At 66.3% G+C, this 17093-nt stretch carries 15 protein-coding genes and 1 tRNA gene; 8 read left to right on the forward strand and 8 right to left on the reverse strand.

From position 1 onward, the window contains the following. Positions 1-33: 33 nt before the first annotated feature. Positions 34-681, reverse strand: a complete 648-nt coding sequence (gene folK / locus SY26_RS08315) for a 2-amino-4-hydroxy-6-hydroxymethyldihydropteridine diphosphokinase (RefSeq protein ID WP_369799416.1) — start codon at positions 679-681, stop codon at positions 34-36. Positions 682-732: 51 nt separating this feature from the next. Between folK and SY26_RS08320 the strand changes: the two genes are divergently transcribed. Next, the gene (locus tag SY26_RS08320) at positions 733-1284 is read left to right on the forward strand and encodes an NYN domain-containing protein (protein ID WP_042245486.1); all 552 of its coding nucleotides are present in this window, start codon (positions 733-735) and stop codon (positions 1282-1284) included. Between the two features lie 49 nt (positions 1285-1333). Here SY26_RS08320 and SY26_RS21070 read toward each other — a convergent pair. Further along, positions 1334-1405 (reverse strand) — tRNA-Leu (locus tag SY26_RS21070). 374 nt (positions 1406-1779) lie between these two features. Between SY26_RS21070 and SY26_RS08325 the strand changes: the two genes are divergently transcribed. After that, positions 1780-3804, forward strand: a complete 2025-nt coding sequence (locus SY26_RS08325; protein ID WP_046000078.1) for a catalase — start codon at positions 1780-1782, stop codon at positions 3802-3804. Between the two features lie 52 nt (positions 3805-3856). Here SY26_RS08325 and rocF read toward each other — a convergent pair whose 3' ends face one another. From rocF to SY26_RS08350, 5 genes are all read right to left on the reverse strand, one after another. After that, a complete protein-coding gene (gene rocF / locus SY26_RS08330; protein WP_046000079.1) occupies positions 3857-4780 on the reverse strand; it encodes an arginase in 924 nt (307 codons plus the stop codon). Between the two features lie 74 nt (positions 4781-4854). Further along, positions 4855-6894: a TonB-dependent receptor domain-containing protein gene (locus tag SY26_RS08335; protein ID WP_198143124.1), complete on the reverse strand. Its 2040-nt coding sequence runs from the start codon at positions 6892-6894 to the stop codon at positions 4855-4857. A gap of 151 nt (positions 6895-7045) precedes the next feature. Then, entirely contained in the window at positions 7046-8764 is a 1719-nt protein-coding gene (metG, locus tag SY26_RS08340) for a methionine--tRNA ligase (protein ID WP_046000081.1), read from the reverse strand. A gap of 94 nt (positions 8765-8858) precedes the next feature. Then, on the reverse strand, positions 8859-9566 hold the full coding sequence (locus SY26_RS08345) for a metal-binding protein ZinT (protein ID WP_046000082.1): 708 nt from the start codon (positions 9564-9566) through the stop codon (positions 8859-8861). A gap of 136 nt (positions 9567-9702) precedes the next feature. Continuing rightward, a complete protein-coding gene (locus tag SY26_RS08350; protein WP_046000083.1) occupies positions 9703-10326 on the reverse strand; it encodes a GcrA family cell cycle regulator in 624 nt (207 codons plus the stop codon). Positions 10327-10443: 117 nt separating this feature from the next. Between SY26_RS08350 and SY26_RS08355 the strand changes: the two genes are divergently transcribed. The 5 genes from SY26_RS08355 (at position 10444) to argF (ending at position 14146) form a co-directional block, all read left to right on the forward strand. Continuing rightward, positions 10444-11280, forward strand: a complete 837-nt coding sequence (locus tag SY26_RS08355; protein ID WP_046000084.1) for an ABC transporter permease — start codon at positions 10444-10446, stop codon at positions 11278-11280. Between the two features lie 151 nt (positions 11281-11431). Further along, complete coding sequence (locus tag SY26_RS08360) at positions 11432-12604, forward strand: aspartate aminotransferase family protein (RefSeq protein ID WP_046000085.1); 1173 nt, start codon at positions 11432-11434, stop codon at positions 12602-12604. Further along, positions 12597-12914, forward strand: a complete 318-nt coding sequence (locus tag SY26_RS19895; protein WP_255352861.1) for a GNAT family N-acetyltransferase — start codon at positions 12597-12599, stop codon at positions 12912-12914. Before SY26_RS08360 ends, SY26_RS19895 begins: the two co-directional genes overlap by 8 nt. A 5-nt stretch (positions 12915-12919) precedes the next feature. Then, positions 12920-13072 (forward strand): hypothetical protein, encoded by a 153-nt coding sequence (locus SY26_RS21075; protein ID WP_157020450.1) that lies wholly within the window; start codon positions 12920-12922, stop codon positions 13070-13072. Between the two features lie 147 nt (positions 13073-13219). Further along, the gene (gene argF, locus SY26_RS08370; RefSeq protein WP_046000086.1) at positions 13220-14146 is read left to right on the forward strand and encodes an ornithine carbamoyltransferase; all 927 of its coding nucleotides are present in this window, start codon (positions 13220-13222) and stop codon (positions 14144-14146) included. Between the two features lie 715 nt (positions 14147-14861). Here the strand turns inward: argF and SY26_RS08375 are convergent. Next, entirely contained in the window at positions 14862-16457 is a 1596-nt protein-coding gene (locus tag SY26_RS08375; protein WP_046000087.1) for a phosphoenolpyruvate carboxykinase, read from the reverse strand. 198 nt (positions 16458-16655) lie between these two features. Here SY26_RS08375 and SY26_RS08380 point away from each other — a divergent pair, with 198 nt between their 5' ends. Further along, positions 16656-17069 (forward strand): HPr kinase/phosphorylase, encoded by a 414-nt coding sequence (locus SY26_RS08380; protein ID WP_232303297.1) that lies wholly within the window; start codon positions 16656-16658, stop codon positions 17067-17069. Positions 17070-17093: the final 24 nt, after the last annotated feature.

Here is a 17093-nt window from a genome sequence, read left to right on the forward strand (position 1 = left end):
GAACCGGACTGATGGTCGCCACAGCGCCGATTGTCAAGGAAAACCTGGGGATTCGACCGGCGTCATTCCGTCCAGCGCGCGGGGTCCAAGCGCCTCCAGCATCGCCGCGACGCTGAGCCCGGTCAGCGGATGACGCCAGTCCGGCGCGATCTCGGCCAGGGGGGCCAGGACGAACGCGCGGTCCTGCATCCGCGGATGGGGCAGGATCAGCCGATCGGGCGTCTGCACCCCCTGGCGGTCGGGGGACAGATCCATCCAGTCGCGCAGATGGCCCGCATCGGGTTCGATCCGGTCGTCCAGCGCGATCAGGTCCAGGTCCAGGACGCGTGCCGACCAACGGCCGGTGCTTCGGTCGCGGCCATGCTCTGCCTCGATCGCGTGCAGCGTCTCCAGGACCTGCGGCGCGTCCAGGGACGTGGCGAGCAGCGCCACCGCATTGGCGAAATCGGGCCCCGATCCCGCAGGCATGGCGGGAGTCCGCCAGATGCGACTGATCGCGGTGATTGAAATGCCCGGGGCGCTGTGCAGAATGCCCATCGTCGTGCACAGGGTCGTTACGGGGTCCTGATCCGACAGGGGAAGGTTGGCCCCAAAAGCAACGATACCAAAAGACAGGTTAACCACGCTTTCCTCTTTCCTTACAGGTCCATGGCATGGGCCCGCGCATCTCAGGTCCCTCACCCTGGCCCGCGCTTGTGCCGTGAAGGACCGGGTTCATCAAAGGCAACATCCATGTTTTACAAAGACGACCGATTGGCAATCTTCATAGACGGGGCCAATCTTTATGCTGCCGCGAAGGCACTGGGCTTTGATATCGACTACAAGCTGCTGCGCCAGGAATTCGATCGCCGCGGCAAGCTGATGCGTGCCTATTACTATACCGCCCTGATCGAGGGCGAGGAATATTCCCCGATCCGTCCGCTGGTGGATTGGCTGCATTACAACGGGTTCTGCGTCGTGACCAAGCCGGCGCGCGAATACACCGACGCCCTGGGCCGCCGCAAGGTCAAGGGCAACATGGACATCGAACTGACCGTCGATGCGATGGAACTGGCCCCGCGGATGGATCACGCGGTCCTGTTCTCCGGCGACGGCGATTTCCGGCCGCTGGTCGAATCGCTTCAGCGTCAGGGGGTCCGGGTGTCGGTCGTGTCCACGATCCGCAGCCAGCCACCGATGATCGCCGACGACCTGCGGCGCCAGGCCGACAACTTCATCGAGTTGGACGCGCTGCGCGACATCATCGGCCGCCCGCCGCGCGAGCCGGCCCAAGTCGAGACGTGATCCCGCGTGCACCGGGGCCTGACGGCGCCGGTGCCGCATGACGCGATGATGGTGCGGACGGCGGGACTTGAACCCGCACTTCCGTTCGGAAAACAGATTTTCGTACCACTTCGACTTTCGCCGCCGGGGATGCGATGCCCCGTTCGTGGTCTGGACTATCCCTTCGCCATGGTCCGCAAGGACGTTAGGCGCCGCCCGTCTAGTCTCTACACCTTCCCCGTGGCCGGGGCTTGGCTCGGGATTGGCACGGGGCCGGGGCCCCACAGCTTTCCCCGAATTTGAGCGGTTCTGCACCGGCGGTTTCCCGACCGGGCACTCCAATTGTCAAAGTCTGCTGCGTCTACCGATTTCGCCACGTCCGCATCATCATCACTCCTGCGTATCGCAGGCTGCGCGGCGCAGGGCAAGCGGGTGAACAAAACATAACCCCCCGAATCAGGAACCGTTTTTATCGGCCTTGGTTGGATAGGCAACGCGCCAGCACAGGAGGACGTCATGTCCAGCATCAGCGAGACACGCGGCAACGGTGGAGAGACCCACCAGACCGGCGGCGAGGCCCTGACCACCAATCACGGGGTCCCGATTTCCGACAACCAGAACAGCCTGAAGGCCGGGGCCCGCGGTCCCACCCTCCTGGAGGATTTCGTCCTTCGCGAAAAGATCTTCCATTTCGACCATGAACGCATTCCGGAGCGGATCGTCCACGCCCGCGGTTCGGGCGCGCACGGCTATTTCGAATGCACCAACCCCATCCCGGAACTGACCCGCGCGGGCGTTCTGGCCAATCCGGGCAAGACGCCGGTCTTCGTGCGCTTCTCGACCGTGGCCGGCGGCGCCGGCAGCGTCGACACGCCGCGCGACGTGCGGGGCTTTGCGGTCAAGTTCTATACCCAGGAAGGCAATTGGGACCTAGTCGGCAACAACATCCCGGTGTTCTTCATTCAGGACGCGATCAAGTTTCCCGACCTGATCCATTCGGTCAAGATGGAGGCCGACAAGGGCTATCCGCAGGCCGCCAGCGCCCATGACACCTTCTGGGATTTCGTGTCGCTGATGCCGGAATCCATGCACATGATCATGTGGGCGATGTCCGACCGCGCGATCCCGCGCAGCCTGCGCATGATCGAGGGGTTCGGCGTCCACACGTTCCGCCTGGTCAACGCCCAGGGCAAGTCGACCTTCGTCAAGTTCCACTGGAAGCCCAAGCTGGGCCTGCAGAGCCAGGTCTGGAACGAGGCCGTCAAGACCGCCGGCGCGAACCAGGACTATCACCGCCAGGACCTGTGGGAGGCCATCGATTCGGGCGACTTCCCGGAATGGGAACTGGGCATCCAGACCTTTGACGCGGAATGGGCCGCCAAGCAGCCCTATGACGTCCTGGACGCGACCAAGCTGATCCCCGAGGAGGACATTCCCGTCCGCATCGTCGGCCGCATGGTGCTGGACCGGAACCCCGACAACTTCTTTGCCGAAACCGAGCAGGTGGCCTTCCTGCCGACGAACGTCGTGCCCGGCATCGACTTTTCCGACGACCCGCTGCTGCAGGGACGGCTGTTCAGCTATATGGACACCCAGAAGTCGCGGCTTGGCACCACGAACTTCCACCAGATCCCGGTCAATGCGCCGAAATGCCCGATGCACAACTTTCAGCGCGACGGCATGATGCAGATGGCGGTGCCCAAAGGTCGCGCCAATTATGAGCCGAACAGCCTGGATCAGGCCGGAGAGGAGCCGGGACCCCGCGCCACCGACCAGGGCTTCGCGACCTACAAGGACATGACCGACCTGGGCAACCAGCCGGACGAAAAGCTGCGCGTGCGGGCGGACCTGTTCGGTGACCATTACAGCCAGGCACGGCTGTTCTATCGCAGCCAGACCGAGGTCGAGCAGACTCACATCGCCGATGCGATCACGTTCGAACTGTCGAAGGTCGGCCTTGGCCACGTGATCCAGCGTGTTCTGGGTCATTTGCGGGTCATCGACGAGGATCTGGCCGAAACCGTGGCCGAAGGTCTGGCCGAGGATCTGCCCGATGCCGCAACGCCCATGCGCGAGCCGATCGACATGGCGCCTTCGGATGCGCTGTCGATCATGAAGCAGGCCAAGCACAGCCTGAAGGGTCGCAAGGTCGGCATCCTGATCGGCGATGGCGGGGATCAAGCCAAGGTCGATGCGCTGCGCGACGCGGTCGAGGCCCAGGGCGGCAGCGTCATGCTGATCGCCAAGGAGCGTGGCAAGGCCGAGGCGCAGTTGGCGGGATCGCCGTCGGTCCTGTTCGACGCGGTGGCGCTGGTCATCGGCGCCGATGACGCGGCCAAGCTGGCCAAGTTCAAGCCCGCGGTCGACTTCGTGTCGGATGCCTTTGCGCATCTGAAGGCGATCGGCGCCGACGATGCCAGCGCCAAGCTGCTGGCGGCGGCCGGGGTGCAGCCCGACAAGGGCGTGACCAAGCTGGACCCGGCGGCGTTCGTCGAGGCGGCGGCGCAGCGGTTCTATGACCGCGAAGCCAAGGTCTGGTAGGCCTCAGCCGTTCGGGATCGGAATGAAAGGGGGCGGGCCGGTGGTCCGCCCCTTATCCATAGCTGCGGGTCGGGCGGTCAAAGACCTTCCGGCCCATCAGGCTGCCGACCAGATCGACCATCAGCTTTGCGGTCCGGCCCCGTTCGTCCAGGAACGGGTTCAACTCGACCAGGTCCAGCGATGTGACCAGCCCCGATTCGTGCAGCAGCTCCATCACCAGATGCGCCTCGCGGAAGGTCGCGCCGCCGGGCACCGTGGTTCCCACCGCGGGCGCGATCGAGGGGTCAAGGAAATCCACGTCCAGGCTGACATGCAACAGGCCGTCCGCCGCGCGCACGCGGTCCAGAAAGGCCCGAAGCGGGGCCACGATGCCCTGTTCGTCCAGCACCCGCATGTCGTTCACGGTGATGTCCGTGGGCTGCATCAGGGCCAGTTCTGCGGGGTCCACACTGCGGATGCCAAACATGCAGATGTTTTCGCCCGGGATGGGGGCGGGGAAGGGCGGGAAGGGGTCGAAACCGTCCAACCCGTTGGCATAGGCCATCGGCGTGCCATGCAGGTTCCCCGATGTGGTGGTGGCGACGGTGTGAAAATCGCTGTGCGCGTCCAGCCAGATCACGAACTGCGCGCGGCCCTGCGCGGCGGCATGCGCAGCGACCCCTGCGACGGTGCCCAGGGCCAGCGAATGATCGCCCCCCATGATGATCGGCATGCCATGCGGCAGGGCGTCCTGGGTGGCCTGGCGCAGGGCGCCAGTCCAGGCGATCGTTTCAGGCAGGTGATGGACGGCGGGGTTGGCGCAGCGGTGGTCGCCCAACGGGTCCGGCGTGACATCGCCGCGATCCTCGACCGTGTGGCCTAGGGTCGCCAGGGTCGCGGCCAGGCCCGCGGTGCGATAGGCGGCGGGGCCCATCAGGCAGCCGGGGCGGCGCTGGCCCTCGTCCACGGGGGCTCCGATCAGGATGCAATGGGTCATGGGGCTCTCCGGCTGGATGGTGCCCCGTTTGAACACGCCCGACCGGGGAAAGTCCACCGGCCGGGCGCATCCCCCTAGAAGTTCGAGGTCAGGCCCAGCCACAGGCGGCGGCCCTCGCCCTCGGTGTTGTTGGCGGCCATGGTGACGTCGCGGTCCAGAAGGTTGTAGATCGCGCCGTTCAGGCTGACTCGGTCGGTCAGTTGATAATCCGCCCCCAGGTCCACCGTCAGGTAGGACCCGTATTCATAGGCGATGGCTGTCCCGTCCGCGTCGAAGGCCACCGGTCGGCCGTTGGTGCCGATGCGGGCACCTGCGGCTGTTTCCCGGCCGTGATAGATCACCGACCCCCAGGCCCCCAGGCCCGCGATGGGGGTGACCCAATCGGCGGTCACGCTGGCCTGATGGCGCGGCGTACGGTCCAGCGGCAGGCCCGCGAAATCGCCGGTCCGCTGTTCGCTGTCGGTGAAGCTGTAGCTGGCGCGCAGCATCAGGTCGGGGGTGGCGTCCCAGTCCGCGGTCAGCTCGACCCCCTGCAGGCGGGCGCGCCCGACATTGTACCATTCCCATCGGTTGAAGCTGGCGCCGCCGATCACGACCTGGTCGTCGGTCCGGGCGCTTTCGATCTTGTCGTCGAAATCGGTGCGGAACAGCGTCGCACCCACCTGCCACGTCGGCGCATCGTAAAGTGCCGCCAGCTCATAGCTGGTGCTTTCCTCGGGCTGCAGGCCGGGATTCGAGACGATCGCGCCTGCGCCTCGTTCGGTGGTGTAGAAATAGCCTGGCACGACGGAGCGCAGATCCGGCGCGCGGAACCCCGTCGACACACCCCCCTTGAGGGTCAGGCCCTGCGTCGCGTTCCACACCGCATAGGCGCGCGGGGTCAGGTTGCTGCCGTATTCGGCATGATCGTTCAGCCGCGCCCCAAGAGTCAGGGCAAGATCGTCGCGCAGGCGCCATTCGTCCTCCAGGAACACCGCGCGCTGCGAGGTCGCAAAGGAATAGGTCCGCCCATCGCCCAGGCCGGGGTTCTGGTCGCGCAGCCCCGTGCGGTTCACCTGCCCGCCAAAGACCAGCGTATGGCTGCCCTGCCATTCCAGCGGCGCGGTGAATTTCGCGTCATAGACGGTGTTCGTGACCTCTGGCGCGCGGTCGCCTGCGACCAGCGCGCCATTGCCCGATGCGGTCTTGCGCTGGCCCACCTCGCGCAGGACCGACAGGTCGGCCGCGACATTGCCCCACTGCCCGGCATAGGACAGGGCGGCGCGGTCGCGGGTGTTGTCCTGAAGGCTGTCGTTCTGTGGCGTGCCGCGGAAATCGACGGGCGCGATGGTGCGGCCGACGCGTCCCAGATCCTCGATTGTGGTGCGCCCGCCCTCCAGGTGGACGGTGTGATCGGGGTCGGGCGTCCAGCTGAGCCGCGCCGACAGGTCGGTCAGTTCGCGGTCGCGCAGCCCGTCGACGACCCGCGATTCCGACCGGTCGAGGCGGCGTCCCCAGACCTGCAGGCCCAGCCGGTCCGCAACGACCGGCCCGCTGCCATAGAAGGACAGCTGGCGCGAGGACGCGTCGTCGCCGTCCTGGGGCAGGGTGGCCTCGGCCGTGACCGACCCGGTCCAGCGGTCGGCGACCGGCTTGGTGATGACGTTGACCACGCCGCCCATCGCGTCCGATCCGTACAGCGACGACATCGGCCCGCGAACGATCTCGATCCGGTCGATGGCGGCGACGGGGGGAATCCAGTTCTGCTCGATCCCGGCGCTGCCGTTGGTGCGCGATTCGCGCGTGCCCTGACGTTTGCCGTCGACCAGGATCAGCGTGTACTGGCCCGACAGGCCGCGGATGGTGATGTCCTGTTCGTTGGCGACGCCCGTCGTGGCCACGCCCTGCACCCCGCGCAGCGCGTCCGACAGGCTGGTGATGTTGCGCCGCGCCAGCTCCTCTCCGGAAATGACCGAGATGCTGGCAGGGGCGTCGGCGATGTTCTGTTCAAACCCGGACGCGGTGATCACGATCTCGTCCAGCAGGATGGGGGCCGTGTCCTGGGCCAATGCCGGCGCGGTCAGGGCGGTCAGCGACAGGAATGTCGCGCGAAGGGAGAGGGTCTTGGGCATCATGGGCCTCGGGGTCGGAGGGGACATGCTGCCTGGGGTCGTGGCCAGAGGGAAAAGCCGATTACCTGGGTAATTCAGTCGCCTTTACGGCGGGTGGGCGCGGGGGACAAGGCCTGCGCCCGCCCCCTGCGCCCCTGTGGCACGAATGCGACAGTCAGGCGCGGACACCCTGGAAGCGGGCGGCCCAGGCCTCTCGGTCCTCGTCGCTGATCTTGGCGAACATCACCTCGGGGACGGTGAAGGCATGGCCGGGGGCCAGCGCCTGCAGGGCCTGCGCCACGTCGTCGGGCCAGCCCGCATCCTGCGCGTCCATCGCCTGCAGCATCGCGGCCGATGCAAAGGGGATGAAGGGCTGCGACAGGACCGCATAAAGGCGGATCAGGTTCAGGCCCATCCGCACCTGCATCGCCGCCTGGTCGGGGTCGGTCTTGAACACCGTCCAAGGCGCGGCCGATTGCAGGTATTCATTGCCCGACACCCAGATGGCGCGCAGCTCGGCGGCGGCCTTGCGGACCTCCATCGCCTCCATGTTCGCCTCATAGGCACGGACGCGGGCGGTCAGCGTGTCGATCAGGGCCAGTTCGGCAGGGCCCCAGGCCGGGCCTTCGGGAACGGCCTCGCCGAACTTGGCGCGGCAGAACTTGGTGATGCGGCTGACGAAGTTGCCCAGCACGTCGGCCAGGTCCTTGTTCACGGATTGCTGGAAATTCTCCCAGGTGAACTCGCTGTCGCCGGATTCGGGGGCGTGCGACAACAGCCACCAGCGCCAGTAGTCCGCCGGCAGGATCTCCAGCGCGTGGTCCATGAATACGCCGCGCCCCTGCGAGGTGCTGAACTGTCCGCCCTGATAGGTCAGGTAATTGAAGGACTTGATATAGTCGACCATCTTCCACGGCTCGCCCGAACCGATCAGGGTCGCGGGGAAGGACAGGGTATGGAAGGGCACGTTGTCCTTGCCCATGAACTGGGTATAGGTCACGTCCTCGGCGCCCTGGTCCAGGCGCCACCAGCGGCGCCATGCGGCATCGTCGGCGCCCGCCGCATCGGCCCATTCGGCGGTCGCGCCGATGTATTCGATGGGCGCGTCGAACCAGACATAGAAGACCTTGCCCTCCATCCCCGGCCAGTCCTGGTCGCCCCGCTTCACCGGCACGCCCCAGTCAAGGTCGCGGGTGATGCCGCGGTCCTGCAGCCCGTCGCCGTCGTTCAGCCATTTGCGCGCGATCGAGGTCGTCAGGATCGGCCAGTCGGTCTTGGCGTCGATCCAGGCGGCGATGTCGCCCTTCAGCGCGGACTGGCGCAGGTACAGGTGCTTGGTCTCGCGTACCTCCAGGTCGGTGCTGCCCGAGATCGCGCTGCGCGGGTTGATCAGGTCTGTCGGGTCCAGCTGCTTGGTGCAGTTTTCGCACTGATCGCCGCGCGCCTTGTCATAGCCGCAGTTGGGGCAGGTGCCCTCGATGTAGCGGTCCGGCAGGAAACGGTTGTCGGCATGGGAGAAGACCTGCTTCTCGACGACCTCGCGGATATAGCCCTGGTCGGCCAGGCGGCCCGCGAAATGCTGGGTCAGGGCGCGGTTGCGGTCGCTGGAGGAGCGGCCGTAATGATCGAAGGACAGCCCGAACCCGTCGGCCAGCGCGGTCTGGACGCCATGCATCCGGGCGCAATAGTCGGCCACGGCCTCTCCGGTCTTGGCGGCGGCCAGTTCGGCGGGGGTGCCGTGTTCGTCCGTGGCGCAGATGAACATGACCTCATGGCCCCGCGCCCGCAGATAGCGGGCATAGAGGTCGGCGGGCAGCTGTGAACCGACGAGGTTCCCCAGATGCTTGATGCCGTTGATGTAGGGCAGGGCAGATGTGATCAGGTGGCGGGCCATGGCATGCGTCCTTTCGGGGTCGCGCATCTCTAGCCCTGTTGCGCCGTGATGAAAAGCGGTGCGCACGCCCGGCGCACCGCGCGTGCGCAGGTCGTCAATGGGCCAGCATCTCGTCCACGATCTGGGCGGGGGTCATGTCGGCGGGATAGTAGGTAGGCCAGTTCGTCACCTCCTCCAGCAGGGCGGCGCGGTCGTCGCCCCAATACAGGTGAAAGTGGTCGGCGCGGGCCGGGGCGATCCCATGGTCGCTGAACTGGATGAAGGCGGGTGCGCCCGCGTCGCCGGCAGTCTTGGCAAAGATGAAACGGACGCCGCGGTTGCCGCGGGCATAGGTCAGGATCTCGTGCCCGTCATCGGCATAGGTGCCCGACACCTGCGTGCCGTCGCTGTAGAACGTCACCACGTCACCCTCGATGGTGATACGGTCCGTGTCGGTGGCATAGCCGGTCTGGTAATAGGCGGTGTATTCCTCGGCGGTCTGGTCGCCCTTCTGGGCCTTGCGGTCCATGACCGGCGCCAGGGTGCCGTCCTGCAGCAGGGGATAGACCGACTGCCAGTCGCCCGCATAGTCGGACAGAGGGCGGTCCTTGACCTGATCGTCGTCGAAATAGCCGTCATAGATGGCCTGCGCCTCGGGGCTGCGGGCATGGCCGTGATCGTGATCATGATCGTGGTCGTGGTCGTGGTCGTGGGAGTGGTCATGCGCGGCTGGGGCGGCACTGTCCTGGGCCAGCGCAGGCCCGGTCAGGATAAGCGTCGCGGCGATCAGCAGGCTGGCGGGGAGGGGCGAGCGGAGGGGCATGGGGCGGTCCTTCTATAGATATGACGAATCATGGAATGATATATCATCACATAACGGGACCGCAGTAAGGCGCGCGTACGGGGATGGCAAGGGCGGGTCGGGACCGGGCGGACCTTTGCGGCCCGCCCGAAAGCGATCAGCGGCGACGGTCGCGGCGCGAGGACATCGGCTGGAACGCGACGCCGACATGCGCCTCGCAATAGGGTTTTCCCGCGACCGACGGCAGGCCGCAGAACCAGAACTTGTCGGTTGCCGGATCGCCGATGGGCCATTTGCAGGTCCGCTCGGTCAGTTCCATCAGGGTCAGTTTCTTGGCGCGCTTCTCGACCTCGCGGACCGATGCCAAGGCTTCGGGAGATATCTCGTTGGCCGAGGGCTGGGGCGGCAAAGGCTGTCCCGCCGGCACGATCGGGCGGCGGGGAACCGGCACGAAGGCCGGCTGTGTGCTGGGTTCGGGTTCCGGCTCGGGCTGGACCGCGACGGGTTCAGGCGCGGGTTCGGGACGCAGGGGAGCCGCCGCTGGCTGCGGGACCGCGCGGGGTGCCGCGGGCTTTTCGCGCGCGACCGGTTCCGGCGCGGGGGCGGGGGCCGGGGCTGCGGCCTCCGGCTCCTCGGTGCGGTTCGACAGCCCCAGGCGATGGACCTTGCCGATCACCGCGTTGCGGGTCACGCCGCCCAGTTCCTTGGCGATGGCGCTGGCCGACTGGCCCTCGGACCACATGCGTTTCAGTGTCTCGACGCGATCATCCGTCCAGGACATGGCAGCCTTTCCGGGCGGGTCTGACCTGCCGCCCCATCTTGTAACCTGCGATTGGTCCCGTCACATACGGGATGCCGAGATTTAGCCGCCGAAGCGCAGAAATTCAAGGACCGCCAGATGACCCCGCCCACAATGCCCGGCCTGCCCCCGCTTTCCGACAGCCCCGCCATGGGCGTGCGCCGATTTGGCCGCGTCAACTGGCTGGGCCTGCGTACGCTGGCGCGGCGCGAGGTCATGCGCTTCATGGCCGTCTGGCAGCAGACGATATTCGCGCCGCTGATGACGGCGGGCCTGTTCGTGGTCGTGTTCGCGATGGCCCTGGGCCAGGGACGCGGAGAGATCATGGGCCTGCCCTACCTGGTCTTTCTGGGGCCGGGCATCCTGATGATGACGGTCATCCAGAACGCCTTCGCGAACACCTCCAGCTCGATCACCGCGGCCAAGGTGCAGGGCAACATCGTCGACACGCTGATGCCGCCCCTGTCCGCCGGAGAGCTGCTGGCCGGCTATCTGGCCGGGTCCGTGGTGCGCGCCGGGCTGGTGGCCACGGTCATCGGGACTGGCATTGTGCTGGTCACCGGGCGCGGCATCGCACATCCGGGCTGGGCGGCGATGTTCGTGCTGCTGGCCGCGCTGATGCTGGGCGGCCTGGGCATCCTGGCGGGGATCATGGCGCAGAAGTTCGACCAGATGGCGGCGATCACCAATTTCATCATCACGCCGCTGTCGTTCCTGTCGGGCACCTTCTATTCGGTGCAGGCGCTGCCGCAGCCGTTCAGCACGCTGTCGCACTGGAACCCGATCTTCTACCTGATCGACGGCGCGCGCTATGGCGTGACCGGGGTCAGCGACGCGCCCGTCTGGCGCGGCGCGCTGATCTGCGCGGGCGTCGTCGCGGGCGTGCTGTATCTGGCGTGGCGGTGGCTGCGGTCGGGCTATCGCATGAAGGCCTGATTAGCGCTTGCCTTGACAGGCAAAGCTGCGCATCCTTCGCGCCATGACGAAACGACGCACCACCCGTTCGCGACGCTGACGCCGGCCCCTTCGCGGGCTCGCGTCCCTGTTGCCGTTTCCGCCATTCCCCTTCCATCGCCGGAGCCTTGCCATGATCCCGCACGTCCTGCCGACCTATAATCGCGCCCCCCTGGCGTTCGAACGCGGCGAAGGCGCCTGGGCCGTCACCGCCGACGGGACGCGATACCTGGACCTGGGCGCGGGCATCGCGGTGAACGTGCTGGGCCATGCCAATCCCGATCTGGTCGCCGCGCTGACCGAACAGGCGGGCCGGATCTGGCACGTGTCGAACCTGTACCAGATCCCCGAGCAGGAGCGTCTGGCCGACCTGCTGGTCGAACACACCTTCGCGGACACGGTGTTCTTCACCAATTCCGGGACCGAGGCGGCCGAACTGGCCATCAAGATGGTGCGCAAGCACTGGGACCACGCGGGTGATCCGGATCGGACCGAGATCCTGACCTTTTCCGGCGCGTTCCACGGACGCTCGACCGGCGCCATCGCGGCGGCAGGGTCGGAGAAGATGGTCAAGGGCTTTGGCCCGCTGATGCCGGGGTTCCGCACGCTGCCCTTCGGCGATCACGAGGCACTCAAGGCCGCAGTCACCGACCGCACCGCCGCGATCATGGTCGAGCCCGTGCAGGGCGAGGGTGGCATCCGTCCGCTGCCCGACGCCTGTCTTCAGGGGCTGCGCGAGCTGTGCGACCGGACCGGCGCGCTGCTGGTCCTGGACGAGGTGCAATGCGGCATGGGCCGGACAGGGCGTCTGTTCGCGCATGAATATGCCGGGATCACCCCCGACATCATGATGGTCGCCAAGGGCATCGGCGGGGGCTTTCCCCTGGGCGCGGTGCTGGCGACGGAAGGCGCGGCCGCGGGCATGGTCGCAGGGACGCACGGCTCCACCTATGGCGGCAACCCGCTGGCCTGCGCGGTCGGCGCGCGCGTGATGCAGATCGTGGCCGATCCGGCCTTCCTGGCCGAGGTCAACCGCAAGGCCGCCCTGTTCCGCCAGAAGCTGGAGGGGCTGGTCGCCGCCCATCCGCAGATCTTCGAGGGCGTGCGGGGGCAGGGGCTGATGCTGGGCCTGAAATGCCGCGTCGCGCCGACCGATCTGGTCCGTGCGGCCTATGATCAGCATCTGCTGACCGTGCCCGCCGCAGATGACACCCTGCGCCTGCTGCCGCCGCTGAACATCACTGAAGATGAGATCGCCGAGGCAGTGGCGCGCCTGGACAGGGCCGCCGCCAGCCTGGATGGCTGACTACGCCTTCAGGCCGGTCACTAGGGACGACCTACCCGTGCTGGTCCGATGGCTGGCCCAGCCGGAGGTCGCTGCCTGGTGGCCCGGCCCCGATCGCCAGATCGCCCTGATCCGCGACGATCTGGGGCACCGGGTGATGCGGCAGATGATCGTGGTGCGGGACGGCGCTGCCCTGGCCTATGCGCAATCCTATCCGGCCCATCACTGGCCCGCGCCGCATTTCGCGGGGCTGCCGGCGGATGCCGTGGCGCTGGACGTGTTTTCCGGGCCTGACGGGGGGGGCAGGGCGGCGCATGGCTGCGCGCCCTAGGCGATATGCTGCTGCTGGACTTTTCGACCCTGGCGATCGATCCCGCCCCCGGAAATCAGCGCGCCATCGCCGCCTACCGCAAGGCGGGCTTTGCGGGCGACGATCACCGCCTAGACGCGCAAGGCCGGCCCGTCCGCGTGATGACCCGCCTCCGATGAGGCGAACGCGCCCTTCTTCTTTGCCCAAATACCCATCTTCTCCGGCCCGGTCGGGCGCGACCCCCGCGAGGGCGCAGAAAGCCCGATCCGCCCTTGACCCGGCCCGTCCGGCGGGGCTTGCTGGAGAAAAGCCGAAAGACCAAGACGATGACCCATTTCCTGGATATCCACACCACCGACCGCACCGCCCTGCGCAGCATCATCGACAGCGCCCACGCGATGAAGGCCGCTCGCAACGGCCGCCCCAAGGGCAGTCCCGATGACGAACAGCCGCTGGCCGGCCGCATGGTCGCGCTGATCTTCGAAAAGCCTTCGACTCGCACGCGGGTCAGCTTCGATGTCGGCGTGCGCCAGCTGGGCGGCCAGACGATGATCCTGTCGGGCTCGGAGATGCAGCTGGGTCATGGCGAAACCATCGCGGACACCGCGCGCGTGCTGTCCCGCTATGTCGACCTGATCATGATCCGGACCTTCGAGGAGGCGACGCTGCTGGAGATGGCCGAGCATGCGACCGTTCCGGTGATCAACGGGCTGACGAACCGCACGCATCCATGCCAGATCATGGCCGACGTGATGACCTTCGAGGAACATCGCGGCCCCATCGCCGACAAGAAGGTCGTCTGGTCTGGCGACGGCAACAACGTGTTCGCAAGCTTTGCCCACGCGGCGGGGCAGTTCGGCTTCGATCTGACCTTCACCGGCCCGCCGCCGCTGGATCCCGAAGCGGCCTGCCTCGACTATGCGGCATCCCAAGGGCGTCCCGTCACCATCGAGCGCGATCCGGCGCGGGCCGTCATCGGTGCCGACCTGGTCGTGACGGACACCTGGGTCAGCATGCACGACCCGCAATCGGCCAAGGAGCGGCGCCACAATCAGCTGCGCGGCTATCAGATCAACGAGGCGCTGATGGCGCAGGCGCGGCCGGATGCGCTGTTCATGCATTGCCTGCCCGCGCACCGCGAGGACGAAGTGACCAGTGCCGTCATGGACGGCCCCGCCTCCGTCATCTGGGACGAAGCCGAAAACCGGCTGCACGCGCAGAAGGCGATCATGCGCCACTGCCTGGGACTGTGACCTGATTGACGGGCGGCCAAGGGCCGCCCGACGACACTTGAACCTGCCCTGCGAGGGCGGGGCAGGTGCGGTCCGGTGCTCTGCGTCGGCATCCGAATACAAAGGAAGCCTGATGCTAACTTTTGCGCCTTAGACATGGTTCTTTGCTTAGGGTAAGTGGGGCGAACGGGGAAACAGCGCTATTCATTGCGAAGGGCGCCCAAATTCGCTCTCAACTACAAGGACCAGTCGGCGGTGCCTCAACCGCTGTAATGACGATCAGCGAAGCATGCCGCGTACGGGCTATTCCATTTGTCAAAAGTGAGTGCGGCAAGCCTATTCACCCGTCCGCTTTCCGCGATATCGTGTTCCATCAATAGGATGCAGGGGCTGCGACTAGTCTGGCCGCGCGCTTCCTACGTCAAAGATGTCGCTGCTGATGCGCGGGTGGAAGGCGCGCCCGCCAAAATGGATGCCATGTCACGTGGCTGGGACCGGACGTGGCTCCTGCTGTCTTACCGTTACAATCACCGCGTCAATCGATCGGGTCGGGTTGGACCCAATTTGTTGAGACCAAAGATAACAGCACGATTGCAAGGGCCGAGGTGTCTCTGGGCTAGCGGTCGTCTGAATAAGGTTAAGGACAAGTCCTGCCGGATATGAGTACCGAAGCCGAGGCCTGTCGAACGCTGCGATCGAATAGAGCGACGGCCCCGCGTGGGGGCCGTCATGTCGTTCAGCCGATGGCTGCAGCGCGGATCTCATCGTCGATCGCGTCAAGATACTGGGCGAAGTTGTCGCAGAACATCTGCACCAGCTTCTTGGCCTGGGCGTCATAGGCGGTCGGGTCGGCCCAGGTCTGGCGCGGGTCCAGAAGGACAGGGCTGACGCCGGGGACGCTGACCGGCACGTCGAAGCCGAAGTTCGGATCGCGACGGAACTGCACCGTGTTCAGGCTGCCGTCTAGGGCGGCGGCCAGCAGGGCGCGGGTGGCGGCGATGGGCATGCGCTTGCCCGTGCCGAAGGCGCCCCCGGTCCAGCCGGTGTTCACCAGCCAGCAGGATGCGCCGTGCTGGGCGATCTTTTCCTGCAGCAGCTTGCCATAGACCTCGGGGCGGCGGGGCATGAACGGCGCACCGAAGCAGGTCGAGAAGGTCGGGATCGGCTCGGTCACGCCGACCTCGGTGCCCGGCGTCTTGGAGGTGAAGCCCGACAGGAAGTGATACATCGCCTGTGCAGGCGTCAGCCGCGCGATCGGGGGCAGGACGCCATAGGCGTCGCAGGTCAGCATGATGACGTTCTTGGGATGCCCGCCAAGGCTGGTCTGGGACGCGTTGCTGATCGCCTCCAGCGGATAGGCGCAGCGCATGTTGTCGGTGATAGAGTTGTCCTCGAAGTCCAACTCCAGCGTCTCGGGGTCGAAGACCATGTTCTCGATCACGGTCGCGAAGCGGCTGGTGGTCGCGTGGATCTCAGGTTCGGCTTGGACCGAAAGGTTGATCGTCTTGGCGTAGCAGCCACCCTCGAAGTTGAAGATGCCGGTATCGGACCAGCCATGTTCGTCGTCGCCGATCAGGACGCGCGACGGATCGGCCGACAGGGTAGTCTTGCCGGTGCCCGACAGACCAAAGAAGACCGCGCTGTCATCGGGATTTCCCGGCGCGTGGTTGGCGCTGCAGTGCATCGGCATGATGCCCTTTTCCGGCAGCAGGTAGTTCAGCAGCGTGAAGACCGATTTCTTGTTCTCGCCCGCATAGGCGGTGTTGGCGATTAGGATCAACTTCTTGTCGAAGTTCATCGCGATCACCGTCTCGGACCGGCAACCGTGACGCGCGGGATCGGCCTTGAAGCCGGGGCAGTTGATGATGGTGAATTCGGGCGTGAAGGTTGCCAGCTCGTCGGCCTGGGGCCGGCGCAGAAGGTGGCGGATGAACAGCCCGTGCCAGGCAAGCTCGGTCACCACGCGCACATCCAGGCGGTTATCGGCATCCGCGCCGCCGAACAGGTCCTGCACGAAATAGTCGCGACCCTTCATGTGCTGAAGCATGTCGGCATGCAGCAGATCGAACGCTGCCGGGTCCATCGGCTTGTTGTTGTCCCACCAGATGCTGTTCTCGACCAACGGGGTGCGGACGACGAACTTGTCCTTGGGCGAGCGGCCGGTATGCGCGCCGGTCGAGACCAGGAACGCCCCGCCCAGGCCCAGCTTGCCCTCTCCGCGGGCGACGGCCTGTGTCATCAGGGCGGGTTCCAGCAGGTTGTAGTGCACCTGGCCCAGCCCCGTGATGCCTTGGTCTTCCAGTCGGCAGGTCGGGTTTACGCGCGTGGTCATTTGGGGGGCTCCGTGGCTTGGGGTGCGGCGTTTCATCGGGCTATAGCACGGCGGATTCGGCCCGAAACAAGTCAGCGCAAACAGTTAGCGGAAACATCAAATGTTATCGCCATCAGGACCGTTTAGCTGGCGCGACGCCGTGCCACAGGCGGAAAATTAACCTGTTTTCGGGCAGGATCGGATCAGGAGGTGATTCGCATGATGCAGGTTCACGCGACCACGGTCGCGCTTGACGGGGGTGGTCTTGTCATCCTGGGACCGTCCGGATCCGGCAAGTCCACCTTGGCGCTGCAGCTGATGGCAGTGGGCGCGACACTGGTCGCCGATGACCGCACCGACCTGCGCCTGTCCGCAGGCCGGCTGATGGCGCAGGCGCCATTGCCGCTGCTGGGACGCATCGAGGCGCGGGGCGTGGGCATCCTTCAGGCAGAGCCGTCGGCGCCGGTCCCGGTGGCCTTGGCCTGCAACCTTGGACGCGACGAAGAGGACCGGTTGCCACAGGTGCGCCATCAAGATTGGCTGGGGGTCCGGGTTTCGCTTGTGCTGGGCCCCTATCGCCCCCATCTTTACGCTGCATTGCGGCAGCTGATGCTGGGCCGACGGCTGGCATGACCGCGCGCGCAACGCCATAGGGAA

Source organism: Paracoccus sp. 228 (assembly GCF_000967825.1).
Classification (GTDB): domain Bacteria; phylum Pseudomonadota; class Alphaproteobacteria; order Rhodobacterales; family Rhodobacteraceae; genus Paracoccus; species Paracoccus marcusii.